The sequence below is a fragment of the Beutenbergia cavernae DSM 12333 genome, from assembly GCF_000023105.1.
In the GTDB taxonomy this organism is placed as follows: domain Bacteria; phylum Actinomycetota; class Actinomycetes; order Actinomycetales; family Beutenbergiaceae; genus Beutenbergia; species Beutenbergia cavernae.
On record NC_012669.1, the window covers coordinates 3875818 to 3891452 of the forward strand.

The window sequence follows — 15635 nt, forward strand, 5'->3', positions numbered from 1 at the left end:
CTCGGCGCACCGGTCCGGCGTCGCGTCGATAATGGCGCGGGTGAAGATCCTCCTGCCGACCTCGCTCCCCCTGCACCCCACGTTCGGCGACGGCGTCACGGCCGTTCCGTACAACGTCGCCGCTCCTCTGCCGTCCGAGCACCACGACGCCGCCGCGCTGGTGGTGTGGGCGAACGCCTCCGACCGGCTCGCGGACGCGGCGCATGCCCTGCCGGGCCTGCGCTGGGTCCAGACGCTCGCGGCCGGTCCCGACCAGGTGCTCGCCGCGCCGTTCGGGCCTGACGTCACGATCACCGCGGGCCAGGGCCTGCACGACGGGCCCGTGGCCGAGCACACGCTCGGGCTGATCCTGGCCGCCGCCCGCCGGCTCGACGTCGCCGACGAGGCGCGGCGCGCACGGCGGTGGGCGAGCGAGCTGTCGCTCGGGCAGCCGCTCGACAACGCCGAGCGGTTCACCACCCTGCACGGCGCGCGCGTGCTCGTGTGGGGGTTCGGCGGGATCGGTCAGCGGCTCGCCGGGTACCTGCGGGCGCTCGGCGCCTCGGTCACGGGCGTCGCCCGGTCCGCGGGCGAGCGGGCCGGCGTGCCGGTGGTCACCGACGCCGAGGTACCGGGACTGCTGCCCACCCTCGACGTGCTGGTGAACATCCTGCCCGCGACACCCCAGACCGCCGGCGTCGTCGACGCGTCCGTGTTCGCCGCCCTGGCGCCGAAGGCGTGGTTCGTCAACGTGGGTCGCGGGGCGACCGTCGACGAGGGTGCCCTCGACGACGCGCTGCGCTCGGGCTCGATCTCCGGGGCGGCACTCGACGTGACGGCGACCGAGCCGCTGCCCGCATCCTCGCCCCTGTGGGACGCACCGAACCTCATCCTCACGCCGCACTCCGCGGGTGGGCGGCCGCAGGGCGCCGAGGCGCTCATCGAGGACAACCTGCGGCGCCTGCTCGCCGGGCAGGAGCTGCGGAACGTGGTCCGGGCGGCCGGCTGACGCGCTGCACGCTCGGGGCTCAGCCCCTCGATGGCCCACGCCGACGTGTCGGCGAGGATCATCCGCCACCGCGCGGGACGACGTCGTCGGGGATCTCCTCGATCGCGTGCGCGCCGCGCATCGCGAGCGCCTCCTCGACCGTCAGGTGTATCGACCTCTCAGGCGGCGCGCGAGATGCGCACCTCGCGTGCGCCGTCGCCCGGTGCGAGGAACCTCAGCAGCGCGTCCACCTCGCGGCGCAGCGCCGCCCGCTCGCCGGCCGCCGGACGCCGCACGAGCTCCATCTCGATCCGCGCGGCGTCCTCGGGGCGGCCTCTCCCGTCACGGAGCAGGCGCCACCACCCGGCCGTGGTGCCGTCGAGGGTGACGGCACCGGGCACGATGCCGTTCGTGTCGCGCGGCCACGCGGCGCGCACGGCGTCGTCGCCGACGCGTGACCGGTCGGCGTGCGACAGGAACGTGTTGTCGAAGTCGTACATCACGCGCGGCGGTGCCGGCGTGTCCGCATCCGGGAGCGGTGCGCCGTCGACGTCGAGCAGCTCGCGGCCCTTCTCGTCGCGGGTACGCACGAGGTCGTCCATGCGGTCGGTGGTCTCCGCCAGGCGCGTGAGCGCTGTGAACGCCTGGACGTCCTGCACCGTCGCCGGACCGAGTGCCGCCAGGTAGCGGCGGATCAGGGCGCGGAGCTCCGGGGAGTCGTCGGCGGCGCGCAGCGGGCGCTCCCCTGGTCGCCCGCGGTCGAACCAGGACGTGCACGACGACGAGACGACGTCGCCCACCTCACGCGCCAGTGCCCAGGCGGGCGGGGTCTTGCCGCGGCGCTCGGCCGTCTCGACGACCCAGTCGTGCAGCACCCGGTAGCGCGTGGCGCCCGGCTTGCCCCAGACACCACGGGGCGGAACCTGGACGAGCGGCATGGCGTTCCGGGCCGTGTACGCGATGGTCCGTGGCGCGACGTCCGGCCACCTCGAAGCCAGGCGCTCGCTGAGCTGCTTCGCGGTCAGCGCCTCGTCGGCGAGCACCTCGCGCGCCGCCGACGCGATGGCGAGGGCGTCGTGATCGGCGAGGTGCTTGTGCTGCGCCTGCCAGAGCTCGCTGTCGAGCACCGGCTGCAGGGCGCGCCGCCAGGCGTAGGCGTCGTCCGGGCTCACGAGGTGGATCGTCGAGCGCATGACGGCGATCCGGACCAGGCGGCCGTCCTCGATCATCCGGCCCACGGACGTCGGGTCGAAGTCAGCGATCCGGTTCCACAGCCCCGCGTACCAGGTCTGCGGCGTCTGCGCCTGGAAGCCGGCGACGCGGGCGACGAGCGCGACGACGTCGTCGTCACCCGCCACCTCGGCGCGCTCCAGGAGCTGCTGGCGCGCCAGCGTCGCGCGGCCCAGGGTGCGGGTGTCGAGGACGGCGTCGGTCGGGCTCTCTGTCACGTCCGGACTCTACGGCTCCGCACCGACGTCCCGGCGGGCAGACCTGAGCTCGACCGGTCGCCCGACCGTGCGGTTGTTCACCCCAACACCGCCCGACACGGGACCAACCACACGGTCCGGCCCCGCCCGCACGCCGACCACTCACCCGAGCGTGCGGTTGCTCACCCCAACACCGCCCGACACGGGACCAACCACACGGTCCGGCCCCGCCGGCACGCCGACCACTCACCCGACCGTGCGGTTCCTCACCCCAACACCGCCCGACACGGGACCAACCACACGCTCGACCATTGACCCGGACCCGGACCCGGACAGGGACCCGGACCCGGATCGGGCGGGGCGGCTCAGCGGGAGCGGCCGCCGCCGCGCTGCGACATCTGCACGATCCCGCCCGCACGCGAGCCCGACCCCCGACCGCCGGAGGACCCGGAGCGCTGGCCGTTCCGGCCGCCGTTCGAGCCGCCGTAGCCACCCGAGCCGCCGTTGCCACCACGGCCACCGGACGAACCCGAACCGCCGTAGCCACCCGAGCCGCCGTTCCCGCCACGGCCGCCGGACGAACCCGAACCGCCGTAGCCACCCGAGCCGCCGTTCCCGCCGCGACCACCGGACGAACCCGAACCGCCGTAGCCACCGGAGCTGGAGCCGCCCGACGAGCTCGACCACGCGAGGCTCGAGCCGCCGCTGCGCGCGCCGCGCCCACCGCGCGCGGGACGCTGCCCGGACCGGCCGTCGACGGCGCTGCGCTGGTTGTCGCCGCGGCGAGCGTCGCCCTGGCGCGCACCCCGCTGCTGGCCGCCGTCACCGGCGGGGCCACCCTGGCCACCGCGACCCTGGCCACGACCCTGGCCGCCGGCGCCGCCGGCGCCGTTGGCGGACGCCCCCGTGGACCCGCCACGGCGACGACGACCGCGGCCGCCCCCGTCGCGCGCGTCGTCGGACGCCGCACCCCGGCCGCGGCGCGGCTGCGGCGCCGCCGACGGCTTCACCGCGGCACCCTCGGGCGCCCGAGCCGGGTCGACGCGCGGGGCGACGTCACCGACGAGCGCGCGCACGTCGTCGTCGGACAGCGAGACCCGACGCGGCTGAGCGCTGATCTTCGCGGCACGCGTGAGCGACCGGACGTCGGAGCGCTGCTCGGGCAGCATGATCGTGACGACGTCGCCGCCGGCGCCCGCGCGGGCCGTGCGACCGGACCGGTGCAGGTACGCCTTGTGCTCGGCAGGCGGGTCGACGTGCACGACGAGGTCGACGTCGTCGACGTGGATGCCGCGCGCGGCGATGTCCGTGGCGACCATGACCTTGAGCTCGCCGGACGTGAACGCCGCGAGGTTCCGCTCGCGGGCGTTCTGCGACAGGTTGCCGTGCAGGTCGGCGGCGGGGATGCCGGACTCGGTCAGCTGGCGCGCGAGCTTGCGGGCCTGGTGCTTCGTCCGCATGAAGAGCAGTCGGCGGGTGCTGCCGGACGCGAGCAGCTCGACGAGCTCCCGCTTCGCGTCGGCGTTCGCCACCTCGAAGATGTGGTGCGTCATGCGGGCGACGGGCGACGACGCCGAGTCCACCGAGTGCGTCAGCGGGTCGCTCAGGTAGCGCTTGACGAGCACGTCGACGCCGTTGTCCAGCGTCGCGGAGAACAGCATCCGCTGGCCGCCGCGCGGCGTCCGGTCGAGGATCCGCTTCACGCCGGGCAGGAAGCCGAGGTCGGCCATGTGGTCGGCCTCGTCGAGCACGGTGATCTCGACGGCGTCGAGCGTCAGGAGGCCCTGGCCGAGGAGGTCCTCGAGGCGGCCGGGGCACGCGACGAGGATGTCGACGCCGTCGTTCAGCGCCGTCACCTGGCGCCCCTGGGACACGCCGCCGAAGATGACGGTCGTGCGCAGGCCGAGCGCCTGAGCGAGCGGGGTGAGCGTCTCGGAGATCTGGGTGGCGAGCTCACGGGTCGGCGCGAGCACCAGGCCGCGCGGGCGCGCCCGGCCGACGGCGCTGCCGCCGGCGAGGCGGGCGACCATCGGCAGGGAGAACGCGAGCGTCTTGCCGGAGCCGGTACGGCCCCGGCCGAGCACGTCGCGGCCGGCGAGCGTGTCGGGCAGCGTCGCCGTCTGGATGGGGAAGGGCATGGTGATGCCGCGCTCGGCGAGGGACCGCGCGAGCGGTCCCGGCACGCCGAGGTCGGAGAACGACGGCGTCGCCTCCGTCGCGGTGGTGGGCGCCGCCGCGCTGTCGTCGCGCGTGCGGGCAGGGCTGAGTGAAGTCACGAAGAGATCCGTCTCGATGGTGCGGCCAGAGCCGCGGAGGATGCGATCGCGCTCGGACGCGAAGCCTGTGCTCGAGGAGCTGGCGTTCGCCGGCGCGGAAGAAACTCGCGGCACGGGCCCCGGGTGCGGGGCGCCGTCGTCGGACATCCTCTCACGGTTCCGCGCGACGCCGGTGTGGGCTGCGCAACGCGAGGCGCGCAGACCGGCGCACGACGAACGTGTGGCCTCTCGACGCCGTCAGCGCGACGAAGCTCGCGGACCGGCCGCCGGCCCTCGCTCCCACGCAGCTACCGGGCCGGCGACGACGCGGAACGACGGGTGCGGGTCCGGCAGCTGGACGGCGCTCCACCGGTCGAGGAGCTGGGGCGATCGCCGCTGCAGCTTGGCCACGAGGTGCGCCCACTCGTGCCTCAGCTGCCCGTCCGTGACGAGCATGGTCGGCACGTCCGCGCCCGGCTCGCGCACGCGCCCGAGGTCGAACGTGTAGCCGCGCGCGGACGCCTCGACGTGCACACCGGTCAGGTAGGCGCCGATCGTCCGCACGGGCGCGGCGGTCGCGCGGAACCGCTCGAGCTGGGGGTGTCGCGTGTACCCGCGCGTCGCGCCCACGAGCACCGCCTGCGCCAGCAGCCCTTCTCGCCAGCACGCCGTCAGTCCCTGGCGGTCGAGGTACCGCGGATGGACGGACCACAGGCGCATCCCGCGAGACTACGCAGCACCCCGTTCCGGCACGGCGTGCGCGGCCGAGGCCGCGAGCGCGATGTTGCGCTGCATGCCCCCGAACACGACGCCGTGGAACGGCGTGACGGCCCGCCAGTACACCTGGCCCAGGAGACCCCGCGGATGATACGTCGCCAGCTGCCGGAACAGGGTGCGTCCGCGCTCGTCGACGCTCACGGCGAGGTCGAGCCACGCGAGGCCCGGCAGCCGCATCTCCGCTCGCAGGCGCAGGAGCGAGCCGGGTTCGATCACCTCGACGCGCCACCAGTCGAGGGCGTCACCCACGGCGAGCCGGTGGGGGTGCCGGCGGCCGCGGCGCAGGCCCGGACCGCCGAAGACCCTGTCCATCAGGCCGCGAGCCACCCACCCGAGCCGCCAGGAGTACCAGCCGTGGGCTCCACCGATGCCCTCGATCACCTCCCACAGCTCTTGCGGGCTGGCGTCGACGGCGATCTCCCGTTCGTCCACGAACAGGCTGCCTCCGGCCCAGTCCGGGTCGGCGGGCAGCGGATCGCTCGGCGCCCCCGGCGTGGACGCCGACGCCCAGGACGTGGCCACGTCGTGATCCCGGATCCGCTTCAGCGCCAGCTCGACGGCGCGGGTGAAGGAGGTGAGACCGCCCGGAGGGTCCGGGACGTACGCGCGGATGTCCTGCTCCTTCACCACGACCTCGTGGATCAGCGACTCGACGAGCGGCTTCGCGATGCCCGTCGGAACGGGGGTGACGAACCCGACCCAGTGGCTGGCCAGGCGAGGCGTGAGGACCGGCACCGTCACGATGACCCGCCGCGGGAGCCCGGCGACCCGCGCGTACTCCTGCATCATCTGGCGGTAGGTGAGCACCTCCGGGCCGCCGATGTCGAAGGTGCGGTTCACGTCCGCCGGCAGGTCGGCGGCCCCGACGAGGTAGTGCAGCACGTCGCGGACGGCGATCGGCTGGATCCGGTTGTCCAGCCACCTCGGCGCGACCATCGCGGGCAGCCGCTCGGTGAGGTACCGCATCATCTCGAAGGACGCACTGCCCGAGCCGAGGATCACCGCGGCCTGGAGCACCGCCGTCGGCACTCCCGAGGCGAGGAGGATCTCGCCGACCTCGCGCCGCGACCCGAGGTGGGGTGAGAGCTCCTCCGTGTCGGGGTGCATGCCGCCGAGGTAGACGATCCGCTGGACGCCGGCGGCCCGCGCGGCTGCGCCGAAGCGGAGGGCTGTGGCGCGGTCACGCTGCTCGAACGTGGCACCCGACCCGAGCGAGTGGATGAGGTAGTACGCCACCTCGATGCCGTCGAGCGCCCGACCGAGCTGCTCCTCGTCCCGGGCGTCGGCCTTCACGGTCTCGACGTCGTCTGCCCACGGCCGGCCCTCGAGCCGCTCGGGGTGCCGCGCCATCGCCCGCACGGAGGCGCCGGCAGCGAGCAGCTCGGGCACGAGTCGGCCACCGATGTACCCCGTGGCGCCCGTCACGAGCACGCGCCTGCCGCTCGTCATCACGCCAGTCTCCGACGCGCCCGCGGAACGCGCGAGCAGTGGGCACCGGTCAGTGGTTCGCGGCGAGCAGCAGGATCGTGACGGCCGCCCCGGCCACGAGGTTGAGGCGGAGGAAGACGCGCCAGCCGGCGTTCGCGCGCTCGCAGTCGTCGTCGGTGACGTCGAGGAACCGCGCCGCGTTCGCCGCGTACGCCAGGGGCAGCACCGCCGCCAGCCAGCCCGGCCACGGCAGCACCGCGAGCGCGGCGGCGGAGAGCACGTACGCGCCGACCACCAGCCGCACCGTCGTCCGCGCGCCGAGCGCCGTCGCCACCGACGCGATCCCGCCGGTCCGGTCCGCCCGCACGTCCTGCACCGCGCCGAACGCGTGCGACGCCATCCCCCACACCACGAAGGCGACCACGGCGGGCCACACCGCTCGCGCCGTCAGCGGCGCGCCGACGAGCACCAGCGCGTACAGCAACGGCCCGGCAAAGTGCATCGCCGACGTGAACGAGTCGAGCACCGGGCGTTCCTTGAACCGCATCTCCGGCGCCGAGTACGCGACGACACCGAACACGACGACGAGCAGCGTCAGCGACGGCCACGGCGGCACCCCGCCCAGCCTCCCGCCGGAGCCGAGCGCGAGGAGCGCGACGACGAACGGCGTCGTCGTCGCCACGCTCGCGACGACGATCCGCCGGTGCACCACACGCGCCCGCTCCGGCGCGACGAGGCCGCCCTCGATGCCGCCCTTGCGGGGGTTCGCGAGGTCGGACGAGTAGTCGAAGACGTCGTTCACGCCGTACATCAGGAGGTTGTAGGGCACGAGGAAGAAGAGCGTGCCGACGGCGAACGTCACCCAGCCGGCGACGTCGAGCCGGCCTTGGGTCGCCACGAGCATCCCCGCGGCGAACGGGTACGCCGTGTTGATCCACGAGAACGGCCGCGACGCGGCGAGCACCTCCCTCACCGGCCGGCACCGCCCTCGGGGGTGGCGCCGTCGTCGTCGACCGGTCGCCCACGGACCAGGCCGGCCCGGCGGGCGCCGCGGGCTCGTCGCCCGAGCGCGATCCACAGCGCCGGGGCGAGCGCGAGCACCGCGAACGTGTACGCGAAGTCCTCGAGCGGCGCGAGACCGACGCGCACTCCGAGCAGCGCAGCCTCGTCGTAGGCGATGACCCCTGTCGCGATGAGCAACGAGTCGAACACCGCCGTCATCGCGACGAGCACCAGGGCCGTGAGAGCCAGGGGTCGCCCGAGCTCGCGGCGTTCGGCGCGCGTCGGCCGCGCCCGCCGCAGCAGGAGGGCCGCGGCGAGGACGACGACGGCGAGCACGGCCGCGTTGAGGAGCAGGTACCTCACCGCTCCTCCCGTCGCCACGGCCTCGGCTCGCCGCCACGCGTCGCGAGGAGGCGCCACGTCAGCAACGTCACGTACACGAGCAGCGTCAGGAACACGACCTCCTCGACCGGGATCTCGGGCGCGACCTGCCACCCCAGGAGGTGGTCGCCGTCGCCCCGGAAGAAGAAGCCGGCGGCGACTCCGGCGAGATCCCACAGCAGCAGCACGGCGACGACGAGCGCGATCGTCACGAGCCCGCGCGCCGGCCCGCCGCGGTCCGCGACCACCAGGCGCCGGTGCCAGTCGAGCAGCCCCAGCCCGCCGAGCGAGAACAGGAGCAGGGCCAGGTACGCGCCGCTCATCGCGCGGCTCCGCGATCGTGCGCGCCCCAGTGGCGATGCCCGGACGGGCGGGCCGCGTCCAGGTAGCCCGGGCGCAGGGGCGCGGGCAGCGGGTGCGCCGACGTCTCGCCGAGCAGGCGCTTCACGACGAGCTCCGCGCTGATGAGGCACATCGGCAGGCCGACGCCCGGCGTCGTCGATCCCCCGGCGTACAGGAGGTTCGGCACACGGGCGCTGACGCCGGCCGGGCGGAACATCGCCGACTGCGCGAGCGTGTGCTCGAGGCCGAGGGCGCCCCCGCGCCAGGCGCCGTACCGACTCGCGAAGTCCGCCGGCCCGACGACGCGGCGCAGCACCACCCGCCCGCGCAGGTCAGGGATGTGCGCCCAGGCGCCGATCTGGTCGAGGTAGCGGTCCGCGAGCGCCTCCAGGTGAGCGCGGCCGTCCGCCCCGGCGCCGAGCGCGGGATCCGACGGCACCGGCACGAGCACCACGAGCGCCTCGTGGCCGGGCGGCGCGAGCGCCGGGTCGGTGGCCGTGGGCCGGGAGACGTACAGCGAGGCGGGATCGGGGACGCTCAGCCGCTCGGCGCCCACGCGGCGCGGGCCGGGTGGCCACACGCGGTGCCGCCCGGGGCCCAGGACCGCCTCGAAGTTCGCGTCCCAGTCCCGGGTGAAGAACAGCGAGTGGTGGGCGAGCTCGGGCAGCTCGCCGCGGACCCCGGCGTAGACCAGCAGCGCCGACACTCCCGGGTTGCGCCGCGCCCACCGCCGCTCCGGGTGCGTCCGCCACGGCGCGTCGAGGAGCGCCGTCTCGACGTGGTGGAGGTCCGCCGCGCCGACGACGACGTCGGCCGGTACGTGCACCGTGTCACCTCCGCCGCGCGAGGGGTGCGTCAGCACGCCGGTGGCGGTTCCGCCGTCGACCACGATCCGCCGGACCGTCACGCCCGTGCGGACGTCGACGCCCTCCTCGCGGGCCGCGGCGGCGAGCGCCTCGACGACGGCGTAGATCCCGCCCTCCGGGTAGAGCACGCCGCCCGCCGAGGTGCCCAGGTCCAGGTGCGACATCAACGAGTAGAGCGCGGGGACCCGCCCCGGCGCCGAGCCGAGGAACACCGCGTGGTAGCCGAGCAGCTGGGCGAGCAGCGGGTGCGTCGTCGTGGAGGAGACGTGGTCGGCCAGCGACGACGTGAGCAGCCGTCGGAGCTCGGCGCCGCGGGCGAGCACCACGGGGTCGGCGGTGCGGGCGGGACGCTCGAACGTGCTGTACAGGAAACGGTCCAGCGCGATCCGGTACGTCTCGGCCGACTCCTCGGCGTACCGGCGCATCCGCGCCCCGGCGCCGGGCTCGAGCGCCTCGAACGCCGCCCAGTTCGCCGACGCGTCAGCGACGACGTCCAGCGGCTCGCCGGCCTCCGGGAACACCCGGTACGCCGGGTCCAGGCGCCGCAGCGCGACGGCGTCGGACCACCGCCGCCCGAGCAGCGCGAAGACGTGCTCGAACACCTCGGGCATGAACAGCCACGACGGACCCAGGTCGAACGTGAAGCCGTCCTGCCGCCACTGCCCGGCCCGGCCGCCGACGTCGTCGTGCTGCTCGAACAGCGTGACGTCCGCACCCCCGCGGGCCAGCAGGGCGGCGCTCGCCAGGCCGGCGACGCCGCCGCCCATTACGACGACACGCGGCCCGGCCGGCCGGGCGCGCGCCGCCGGGTCAGTCACGGTGGTCAGCGAGCCAGCTCCGGCTCATCGCGCGGCCCGCGACGAGCGCCTTCCGCACGTCCGGGACCCGCACCCGTGTCGCGCGGATCTCCTCCGGGGTCATCGCGGAGAGCGTGTCGAACAGCTCCGTGTAGAGCTCGAGCGTGACGGTGACGGCCGCCCGCGGGCGAGGCGGCAGCGCCGCCAGCGCATCGCGCGCGAGCGCCAGGTCCTCCTCGATCTCGTCGAGGATCTCGAGCAGCGCGCCGTGGTCGAGGACCCCGCCGTGCGCCGCCGGGAAGTAGTCACGCCCGAGGCGCCCGGCGTCGTCGCCGAGGTCGCGCAGGAAGTTGACCTTCTGGAACGCGGCGCCGAGTGCGCGAGCGCCGGTGAGCGCGTCGTCGTCGGGCTCGAGGGCTGCGGCCCCCGCGGGCCGGCCGGCCGTGAGGAACGCCCGCAGGCACATGAGGCCCACGACCTCCGCCGAGCCGTACACGTAGCGCTCGTAGCTCGCTCGGTCGTGGTCGCGGACGTCGAGGTCCATCGCCATCGACGCGAAGAACGGGTCGGTCTCCGCCCGGGTGATCCCGACGCGGGCGGCGGTGAGCACGAACGCGTGCACGATCACGTTCGTGGACCAGCCGCGTTCCAGGGCTGCCTCCGTCTCGGTCCGCAGTGCCTCGAGCTGGTCGCGGGACTGCCCAGGACTCGCGGGTCCCTGCGCCGCGAACGTGTCGACGATCTCGTCGGCGATGCGCACGAGTGCGTAGATCGACTCGACGTAGGCGCGGGTGCGCGCGTCCAGGAGCCGCGTGCCGGCGCTGAAGGACGTCGAGTAGTCGGCGAGCACCACGCGCGCGCACCGGTACGCGGTGGCGTCGTACCGGCGGCGGGGGCTGGGCTGCGTCCTCACTCCCAGCATCATGCCCGGACCGTCGGCGCGCGGCACCCTCCCGGGTGCTGCCCGACGCCGTCGCGCACCACCCGGCGCCGCCCTACGCTCTGCCCATGAAGGCCGAGGAGCACGCACCGGTACTGTGCGTCGTCGCGCCCGCGCCGCTCCTCATGGTCGAGATCGAGCCGACCGGCGACGCCGACGACCCCACCGTCGCCGACGTCCACACGCACCTCGGCGGGCAGGGCCTGTGGGTCGCACGGATGGCGACGTCGCTCGGCGCGAAGGTGGTCGTCTGCGGGCCGATCGGCGGCGAGATCGGCGCTCTCCTCGCGCCCATGATCACCGGGATGGGCATGACCCTCCAGGCGTCGCCGTCGGGCACGGGCAACGGCGCGTACGTGCACGATCAGCGCTCCGGGGAGCGCGAGACCGTGGCGCACATGCCGCCGGCCCGACTGACCCGGCACGAGGTCGACGACCTGTACGGCACGGTGCTGGTCGCCGCGCTCGACGCCGACGCGTGCGTGCTCACCGGGGCGCAACCGGCGCGGGTGCTCCCGAGCAGCTTCTTCGCGCGGCTCGTGCGGGACCTGCGCGCCGCCGGGAAGCCCGTGGTCGCGGACCTGTCCGGCGGGCACGCGAAGGCTGCTGCGGACGCGGGCCCGTCGGTGCTCAAGATGTCGGACGAGGAGCTCGTCGAGGCCGGGCTCGCGCCGGGCGACGGCGAGGAAGCGCTCGTCGACGCCGCGCAGCGCCTCGTCACGCGCGGCACGGGCGCCGTCGTCGTCTCGCGGGCGGGCAACCCGGCTCTCGTCGTCACGGCGGAGGCGGTGGTGCGGGTCGTGACGCCGGTCGTCACACCGCTGGACCACCGCGGCGCCGGCGACTCGATGACGGCGGGGATCGCCGTCGCGCTCGCGAGGGGTGAGGTCATCGCCGACGCCGTACGGTTGGGAGCGGCGGCGGGTGCGCTGAACGTGACACGCCGGGGCCTCGGGACCGGGCGGCGCGAGCAGATCGAACGGTTCGCCGCGCGGATCAGGGTGGAGGACCTGGGCTGATGCGGGCGCTGGTGACGAACGACGACGGCGTCGCCTCCCCCGGCCTCGCGGTGCTCGCCGACGTGGCCCGCGAGGTGGGCTGCGACGTCGTCGTCGCCGCCCCGAACCGCGAGTACTCCGGCGCGAGCGCGTCGCTCATCGGGCACGAGGCAGAGGGTCGGCTGCGGCTCGCCGCGGCCCGGCCGCCCGGGCTGCCAGACGACGTCCCCGCGTTCGCCGTCCGGGCGGCCCCGGCGCTCATCACGTTCACGGCGTCCTACGGGGCGTTCGGCCCGAAGCCCGACCTCGTGCTGTCCGGGGTGAACCTCGGCGCGAACACCGGGCACGCCACGCTGCACTCGGGCACGGTCGGGGCAGCGCTGTCGGCGGCGACGCAGGGCATCACGGCGATGGCCGTGTCGATCGCCTCGCCGGCGCCCCGACACCTCGAGACGGCGCGGGCCTACACCCGGCGGGCGCTGGACTGGCTGCTCGAGCAGCCCCCGCTCGGCGACCGGGTGCTCAACCTCAACGTGCCCGACCTCCCGATGGACGCGGTGCGCGGGATGCGCCCGGCCCGGCTCGCGACGTTCGGCGCCGTGCAGGGCCGCGTCAAGGAGAAGGGCCACGACTACGTGACGCTCACCTACTCCGGCCTGGGCGCCGGCACCGAGGACGGCAGCGACGCGTTCCTCCTCGCGCGCGGCTGGGCGACGCTCACGCTGCTGCGGGCGCCGGTGAGCGACGACGCCGGCGTGCAGCTCCCGCGGGTCGACGGGCACCGGGCCGCGGACTGGGTCGACGGCGGCGAGCTCGGCGAGGTCTCGGCCGGGCGCACGATGTCACCCGGCGCCTGACTGACCCCTTCGCGAGAGGATCCGTGCGCCACCGCGAGAGGATCCGTGCGCCACCCCGAGAGGATCCGTGCGCCACCGCGAGAGGATCCGTGCGCCACCGCGAGAGGATCTTCGCGGCGTGACGCCGACGACGACGCCGCGCATGTTCGATCATGGTAGTTTGTGTTCGGTTTAGTTCGAGACGAGAGGACGACTGATGACCTGGCTCGTGACCGGCGGTGCCGGCTACATCGGCGCACACGTGGTGCGGTCGTTCCGCGAGGCGGGCATCGACGTCGTCGTGCTCGACGACCTCTCGAGCGGGCACGCGAGCTTCGTGCCCGACGGCGTCCCGTTCGTGCGCGGCACGATCCTCGACACCGCGCTCGTCGAGCGCACGCTGCGCGAGCACGAGGTGACCGGCGTCGTCCACGTCGCGGCCTTCAAGTACGCCGGAGTCTCCGTGCAGCGCCCCCTCCACACGTACGCCCAGAACGTCACCGGGACGGCGAGCGTGCTGGAGGCGATGGAGTCGGCCGACGTGGACGCCGTCGTCTTCTCCTCGTCGGCCGCCGTGTACGGGACGCCCGAGACCGACCTCGTCACGGAGTCGACGCCGACGGCGCCGGAGTCGCCCTACGGCGAGTCGAAGCTCGTCGGCGAGTGGCTGCTGGCCGATGCCGGCCGGGCGAGCGGGCTCCGCCACACGTCGCTGCGGTACTTCAACGTCGTCGGCTCCGCGTCGCCGGACCTGCCCGACACGAGCCCGCACAACCTGTTCCCGCTGGTCATGGACGCCCTCGCGGAGGATCGCACACCGCGCATCAACGGCACCGACTACCCCACGCCGGACGGCACGTGCGTGCGCGACTACGTGCACGTCGCCGACCTCGCCGCCTCGCACGTCGCCGCCGCCCGCGCCCTGACCGAGGGCTGCACCCTGCAGCCGGTGTACAACCTCGGCAGCGGTGAGGGGGTCTCGGTCCGGCAGATCATGGACACGGTGGCCGAGGTCACCGGGATCGCGTTCACGCCCGAGGTGGCGCCACGCCGTCCGGGCGACCCGGCGCGCATCGTCGCCGACGGTTCCGCCGCCGCCCGCGACATCGACTGGGCGATGCGCCACACGCTCCGCGAGATGGTGGCGAGCGCGTGGGAGGCCCGGGGGGCCGACGACCCCGCCTGAGTGAACCTGCGCCGCGGTCCGACCGCAGAGATCCTCTCGCGGTCGCGCAGAGATCCTCTCGCTGTCGCGCACAGAACCTCTCGCGGTCGCGCAGAGAACCTCTCGCGGTGGCGCAGAGATCCTCTCGCGGTGGAGTCAGGCGTGGACGCCGCGCTCGGTGTGCGTGGCCGGTTCGAGCTGCAGGGTGGAGTGCTCGACGTCGAAGTGGCCGCGCAAGCAGTGCTGCAGCTCGTCGAGCACGCCGCAGAACCGCGCCGGGTCGAGCACGTCGTCGTCGACGACGACGTGTGCGCTGAGCACCGGCACGCCCGAGGTGATCGTCCACGCGTGCAGGTCGTGCACGGCGACGACGCCGGGCACGCCGGCGAGGTGGCGCCGCACGGTGTCGAGCTCCATCTCCTTGGGCGTGCCCTCGAGCAGCACGCGGGCGACGTCGCGCAGCAGGGAGAACGCGCGGGGCGCGATGAGCACGGCGATCGCGATCGAGGCGACGGCGTCGGCCTGCACCCACCCGGTGGTGGCGATCACGAGCGCGGCGGCGATGACCGCCACGGACCCGAGGAGATCGCCGAGCACCTCGAGGTAGGCGCCGCGCACGTTGAGGCTCTCCTTCTGCCCGGCGGCGAGGAGCCGCAGCGCGACCAGGTTCGCCACGAGTCCGAGCGCGCCGACGGCGAGCATCACCGGTGCCTCGACCTCGCCCGGCGTGGAGAACCGCCGCAACCCCTCGATGAGCACGGTGACGGCGACGACGGCGAGGATCACCCCGTTCGCCAGGGCGGCGAGCACCTCGGCGCGCTGCCAGCCGAACGTCCAGCGGTGCGACGTCGGCCGCGCGGCGAGCCACGTCGCGATGAGCGCGAGCGTGAGGCCGGTGGCGTCGGAGAGCATGTGCCCGGCGTCGGCGAGGAGCGCGAGCGATCCGGTGAGCCACGCCCCGATGACTTCGACGACCATGACCGTGACGGTGATCGCGAGGGCTGCGGCCAGCCGCCCGCGATGCCGCCCGGACGCCGTCGGCGCGTGCGAGTGACCCATCAACCGACCCCTTCCGCGTGGCTGTGGACGACGGCGTGGAGCCCGTCCTCGAGCAGCTCCTCCGCCCGGTGCACGAGTGCGACGAGCGCCGTCGTCGTCAGCGAGTAGTACGTCGACCGCCCCTCGACGCGAGGCGCGACGAGGCCGGCCTCCCGCAGCACCGCGAGGTGCGCGGACGTGGTCGACTGCGCGAGCCCGACGGCGCCGACGAGGTCGACGACGCGCTGCTCGCCACTCGCGAGGCTGTGCACGATCTGGAGGCGCGCCGGCTCGCCCAGGGCACGGAAGACCGCGGCGACGGCCTCGTGGTCGTGGCGGTCGCTGACCGGGGCGCAGTCGGCGGCGTCCGCCCGATTCATCGTCATGTGACGATGATATCGGCAGATTCCGATGCC

At 74.7% G+C, this 15635-nt stretch carries 15 protein-coding genes; 4 read left to right on the plus strand and 11 right to left on the minus strand.

Annotated features, from left to right (window positions below; genetic code table 11):
- The first annotated feature begins 31 nt into the window (after positions 1–31).
- Positions 32–988 (plus strand): phosphoglycerate dehydrogenase, encoded by a 957-nt coding sequence (locus BCAV_RS17530; RefSeq protein ID WP_015883962.1) that lies wholly within the window; start codon positions 32–34, stop codon positions 986–988.
- 158 nt (positions 989–1146) lie between these two features.
- Here BCAV_RS17530 and BCAV_RS21790 read toward each other — a convergent pair whose 3' ends face one another.
- The 9 genes from BCAV_RS21790 to BCAV_RS17580 form a co-directional block, all read right to left on the minus strand.
- Positions 1147–2415, minus strand: a complete 1269-nt coding sequence (locus BCAV_RS21790) for a winged helix DNA-binding domain-containing protein (RefSeq protein ID WP_015883963.1) — start codon at positions 2413–2415, stop codon at positions 1147–1149.
- Between the two features lie 344 nt (positions 2416–2759).
- Positions 2760–4670, minus strand: coding sequence for a DEAD/DEAH box helicase (locus tag BCAV_RS17545; RefSeq protein WP_015883964.1), 1911 nt, complete (start codon positions 4668–4670; stop codon positions 2760–2762).
- A gap of 237 nt (positions 4671–4907) precedes the next feature.
- Complete coding sequence (locus tag BCAV_RS17550) at positions 4908–5369, minus strand: pyrimidine dimer DNA glycosylase/endonuclease V (protein ID WP_015883965.1); 462 nt, start codon at positions 5367–5369, stop codon at positions 4908–4910.
- Positions 5370–5378: 9 nt separating this feature from the next.
- Entirely contained in the window at positions 5379–6875 is a 1497-nt protein-coding gene (locus tag BCAV_RS17555) for an SDR family oxidoreductase (RefSeq protein ID WP_015883966.1), read from the minus strand.
- A 49-nt stretch (positions 6876–6924) separates the two neighbouring features.
- A complete protein-coding gene (locus BCAV_RS17560) occupies positions 6925–7827 on the minus strand; it encodes a prenyltransferase (protein ID WP_015883967.1) in 903 nt (300 codons plus the stop codon).
- Entirely contained in the window at positions 7824–8219 is a 396-nt protein-coding gene (locus BCAV_RS17565; RefSeq protein ID WP_015883968.1) for a lycopene cyclase domain-containing protein, read from the minus strand. Before BCAV_RS17565 ends, BCAV_RS17560 begins: the two co-directional genes overlap by 4 nt.
- Positions 8216–8560, minus strand: coding sequence for a lycopene cyclase domain-containing protein (locus BCAV_RS17570; protein ID WP_015883969.1), 345 nt, complete (start codon positions 8558–8560; stop codon positions 8216–8218). Before BCAV_RS17570 ends, BCAV_RS17565 begins: the two co-directional genes overlap by 4 nt.
- Positions 8557–10212 carry a phytoene desaturase family protein gene (crtI, locus tag BCAV_RS17575; RefSeq protein WP_015883970.1) on the minus strand — a complete coding sequence of 552 codons (1656 nt, stop codon included), beginning with the start codon at positions 10210–10212 and terminating at the stop codon, positions 8557–8559. The genes BCAV_RS17570 and crtI overlap by 4 nt, the downstream gene beginning before the upstream one ends.
- Positions 10213–10255: 43 nt before the next feature.
- Complete coding sequence (locus tag BCAV_RS17580; protein ID WP_043350436.1) at positions 10256–11164, minus strand: phytoene/squalene synthase family protein; 909 nt, start codon at positions 11162–11164, stop codon at positions 10256–10258.
- Positions 11165–11250: 86 nt separating this feature from the next.
- Between BCAV_RS17580 and BCAV_RS17585 the strand changes: the two genes are divergently transcribed.
- The 3 genes from BCAV_RS17585 to galE all read left to right on the plus strand — a co-directional run bounded on the left by BCAV_RS17585 (position 11251) and on the right by galE (position 14202).
- Positions 11251–12201, plus strand: coding sequence for a 1-phosphofructokinase family hexose kinase (locus BCAV_RS17585; RefSeq protein ID WP_043350439.1), 951 nt, complete (start codon positions 11251–11253; stop codon positions 12199–12201).
- Positions 12201–13037, plus strand: a complete 837-nt coding sequence (gene surE, locus BCAV_RS17590; RefSeq protein ID WP_015883973.1) for a 5'/3'-nucleotidase SurE — start codon at positions 12201–12203, stop codon at positions 13035–13037. The genes BCAV_RS17585 and surE overlap by 1 nt, the downstream gene beginning before the upstream one ends.
- 196 nt (positions 13038–13233) lie before the next feature.
- Positions 13234–14202 carry a UDP-glucose 4-epimerase GalE gene (galE, locus tag BCAV_RS17595; RefSeq protein ID WP_015883974.1) on the plus strand — a complete coding sequence of 323 codons (969 nt, stop codon included), beginning with the start codon at positions 13234–13236 and terminating at the stop codon, positions 14200–14202.
- A 135-nt stretch (positions 14203–14337) separates the two neighbouring features.
- Here galE and BCAV_RS17600 read toward each other — a convergent pair whose 3' ends face one another.
- Both BCAV_RS17600 and BCAV_RS17605 read right to left on the minus strand, forming a co-directional pair.
- Positions 14338–15240: a cation diffusion facilitator family transporter gene (locus BCAV_RS17600; protein ID WP_015883975.1), complete on the minus strand. Its 903-nt coding sequence runs from the start codon at positions 15238–15240 to the stop codon at positions 14338–14340.
- Positions 15240–15605 carry an ArsR/SmtB family transcription factor gene (locus tag BCAV_RS17605; protein WP_015883976.1) on the minus strand — a complete coding sequence of 122 codons (366 nt, stop codon included), beginning with the start codon at positions 15603–15605 and terminating at the stop codon, positions 15240–15242. Before BCAV_RS17605 ends, BCAV_RS17600 begins: the two co-directional genes overlap by 1 nt.
- Positions 15606–15635: the final 30 nt, after the last annotated feature.

What these genes read in the sequence shown, in the direction of transcription:
- surE (WP_015883973.1), top strand. Translation starts at nt 12,201, where the DNA reads ATGCGGGCGCTGGTGACGAACGACGACGGCGTCGCCTCCCCCGGCCTC.
- BCAV_RS17585 (WP_043350439.1), top strand. Translation starts at nt 11,251, where the DNA reads ATGAAGGCCGAGGAGCACGCACCGGTACTGTGCGTCGTCGCGCCCGCG.
- BCAV_RS17600 (WP_015883975.1), bottom strand. Translation starts at nt 15,240, where the DNA reads ATGGGTCACTCGCACGCGCCGACGGCGTCCGGGCGGCATCGCGGGCGG.
- BCAV_RS17605 (WP_015883976.1), bottom strand. Translation starts at nt 15,605, where the DNA reads ATGACGATGAATCGGGCGGACGCCGCCGACTGCGCCCCGGTCAGCGAC.
- BCAV_RS17570 (WP_015883969.1), bottom strand. Translation starts at nt 8,560, where the DNA reads ATGAGCGGCGCGTACCTGGCCCTGCTCCTGTTCTCGCTCGGCGGGCTG.
- BCAV_RS17580 (WP_043350436.1), bottom strand. Translation starts at nt 11,164, where the DNA reads ATGCTGGGAGTGAGGACGCAGCCCAGCCCCCGCCGCCGGTACGACGCC.
- galE (WP_015883974.1), top strand. Translation starts at nt 13,234, where the DNA reads ATGACCTGGCTCGTGACCGGCGGTGCCGGCTACATCGGCGCACACGTG.
- BCAV_RS17555 (WP_015883966.1), bottom strand. Translation starts at nt 6,875, where the DNA reads ATGACGAGCGGCAGGCGCGTGCTCGTGACGGGCGCCACGGGGTACATC.
- BCAV_RS17530 (WP_015883962.1), top strand. Translation starts at nt 32, where the DNA reads ATGGCGCGGGTGAAGATCCTCCTGCCGACCTCGCTCCCCCTGCACCCC.
- crtI (WP_015883970.1), bottom strand. Translation starts at nt 10,212, where the DNA reads ATGGGCGGCGGCGTCGCCGGCCTGGCGAGCGCCGCCCTGCTGGCCCGC.
- BCAV_RS17550 (WP_015883965.1), bottom strand. Translation starts at nt 5,369, where the DNA reads ATGCGCCTGTGGTCCGTCCATCCGCGGTACCTCGACCGCCAGGGACTG.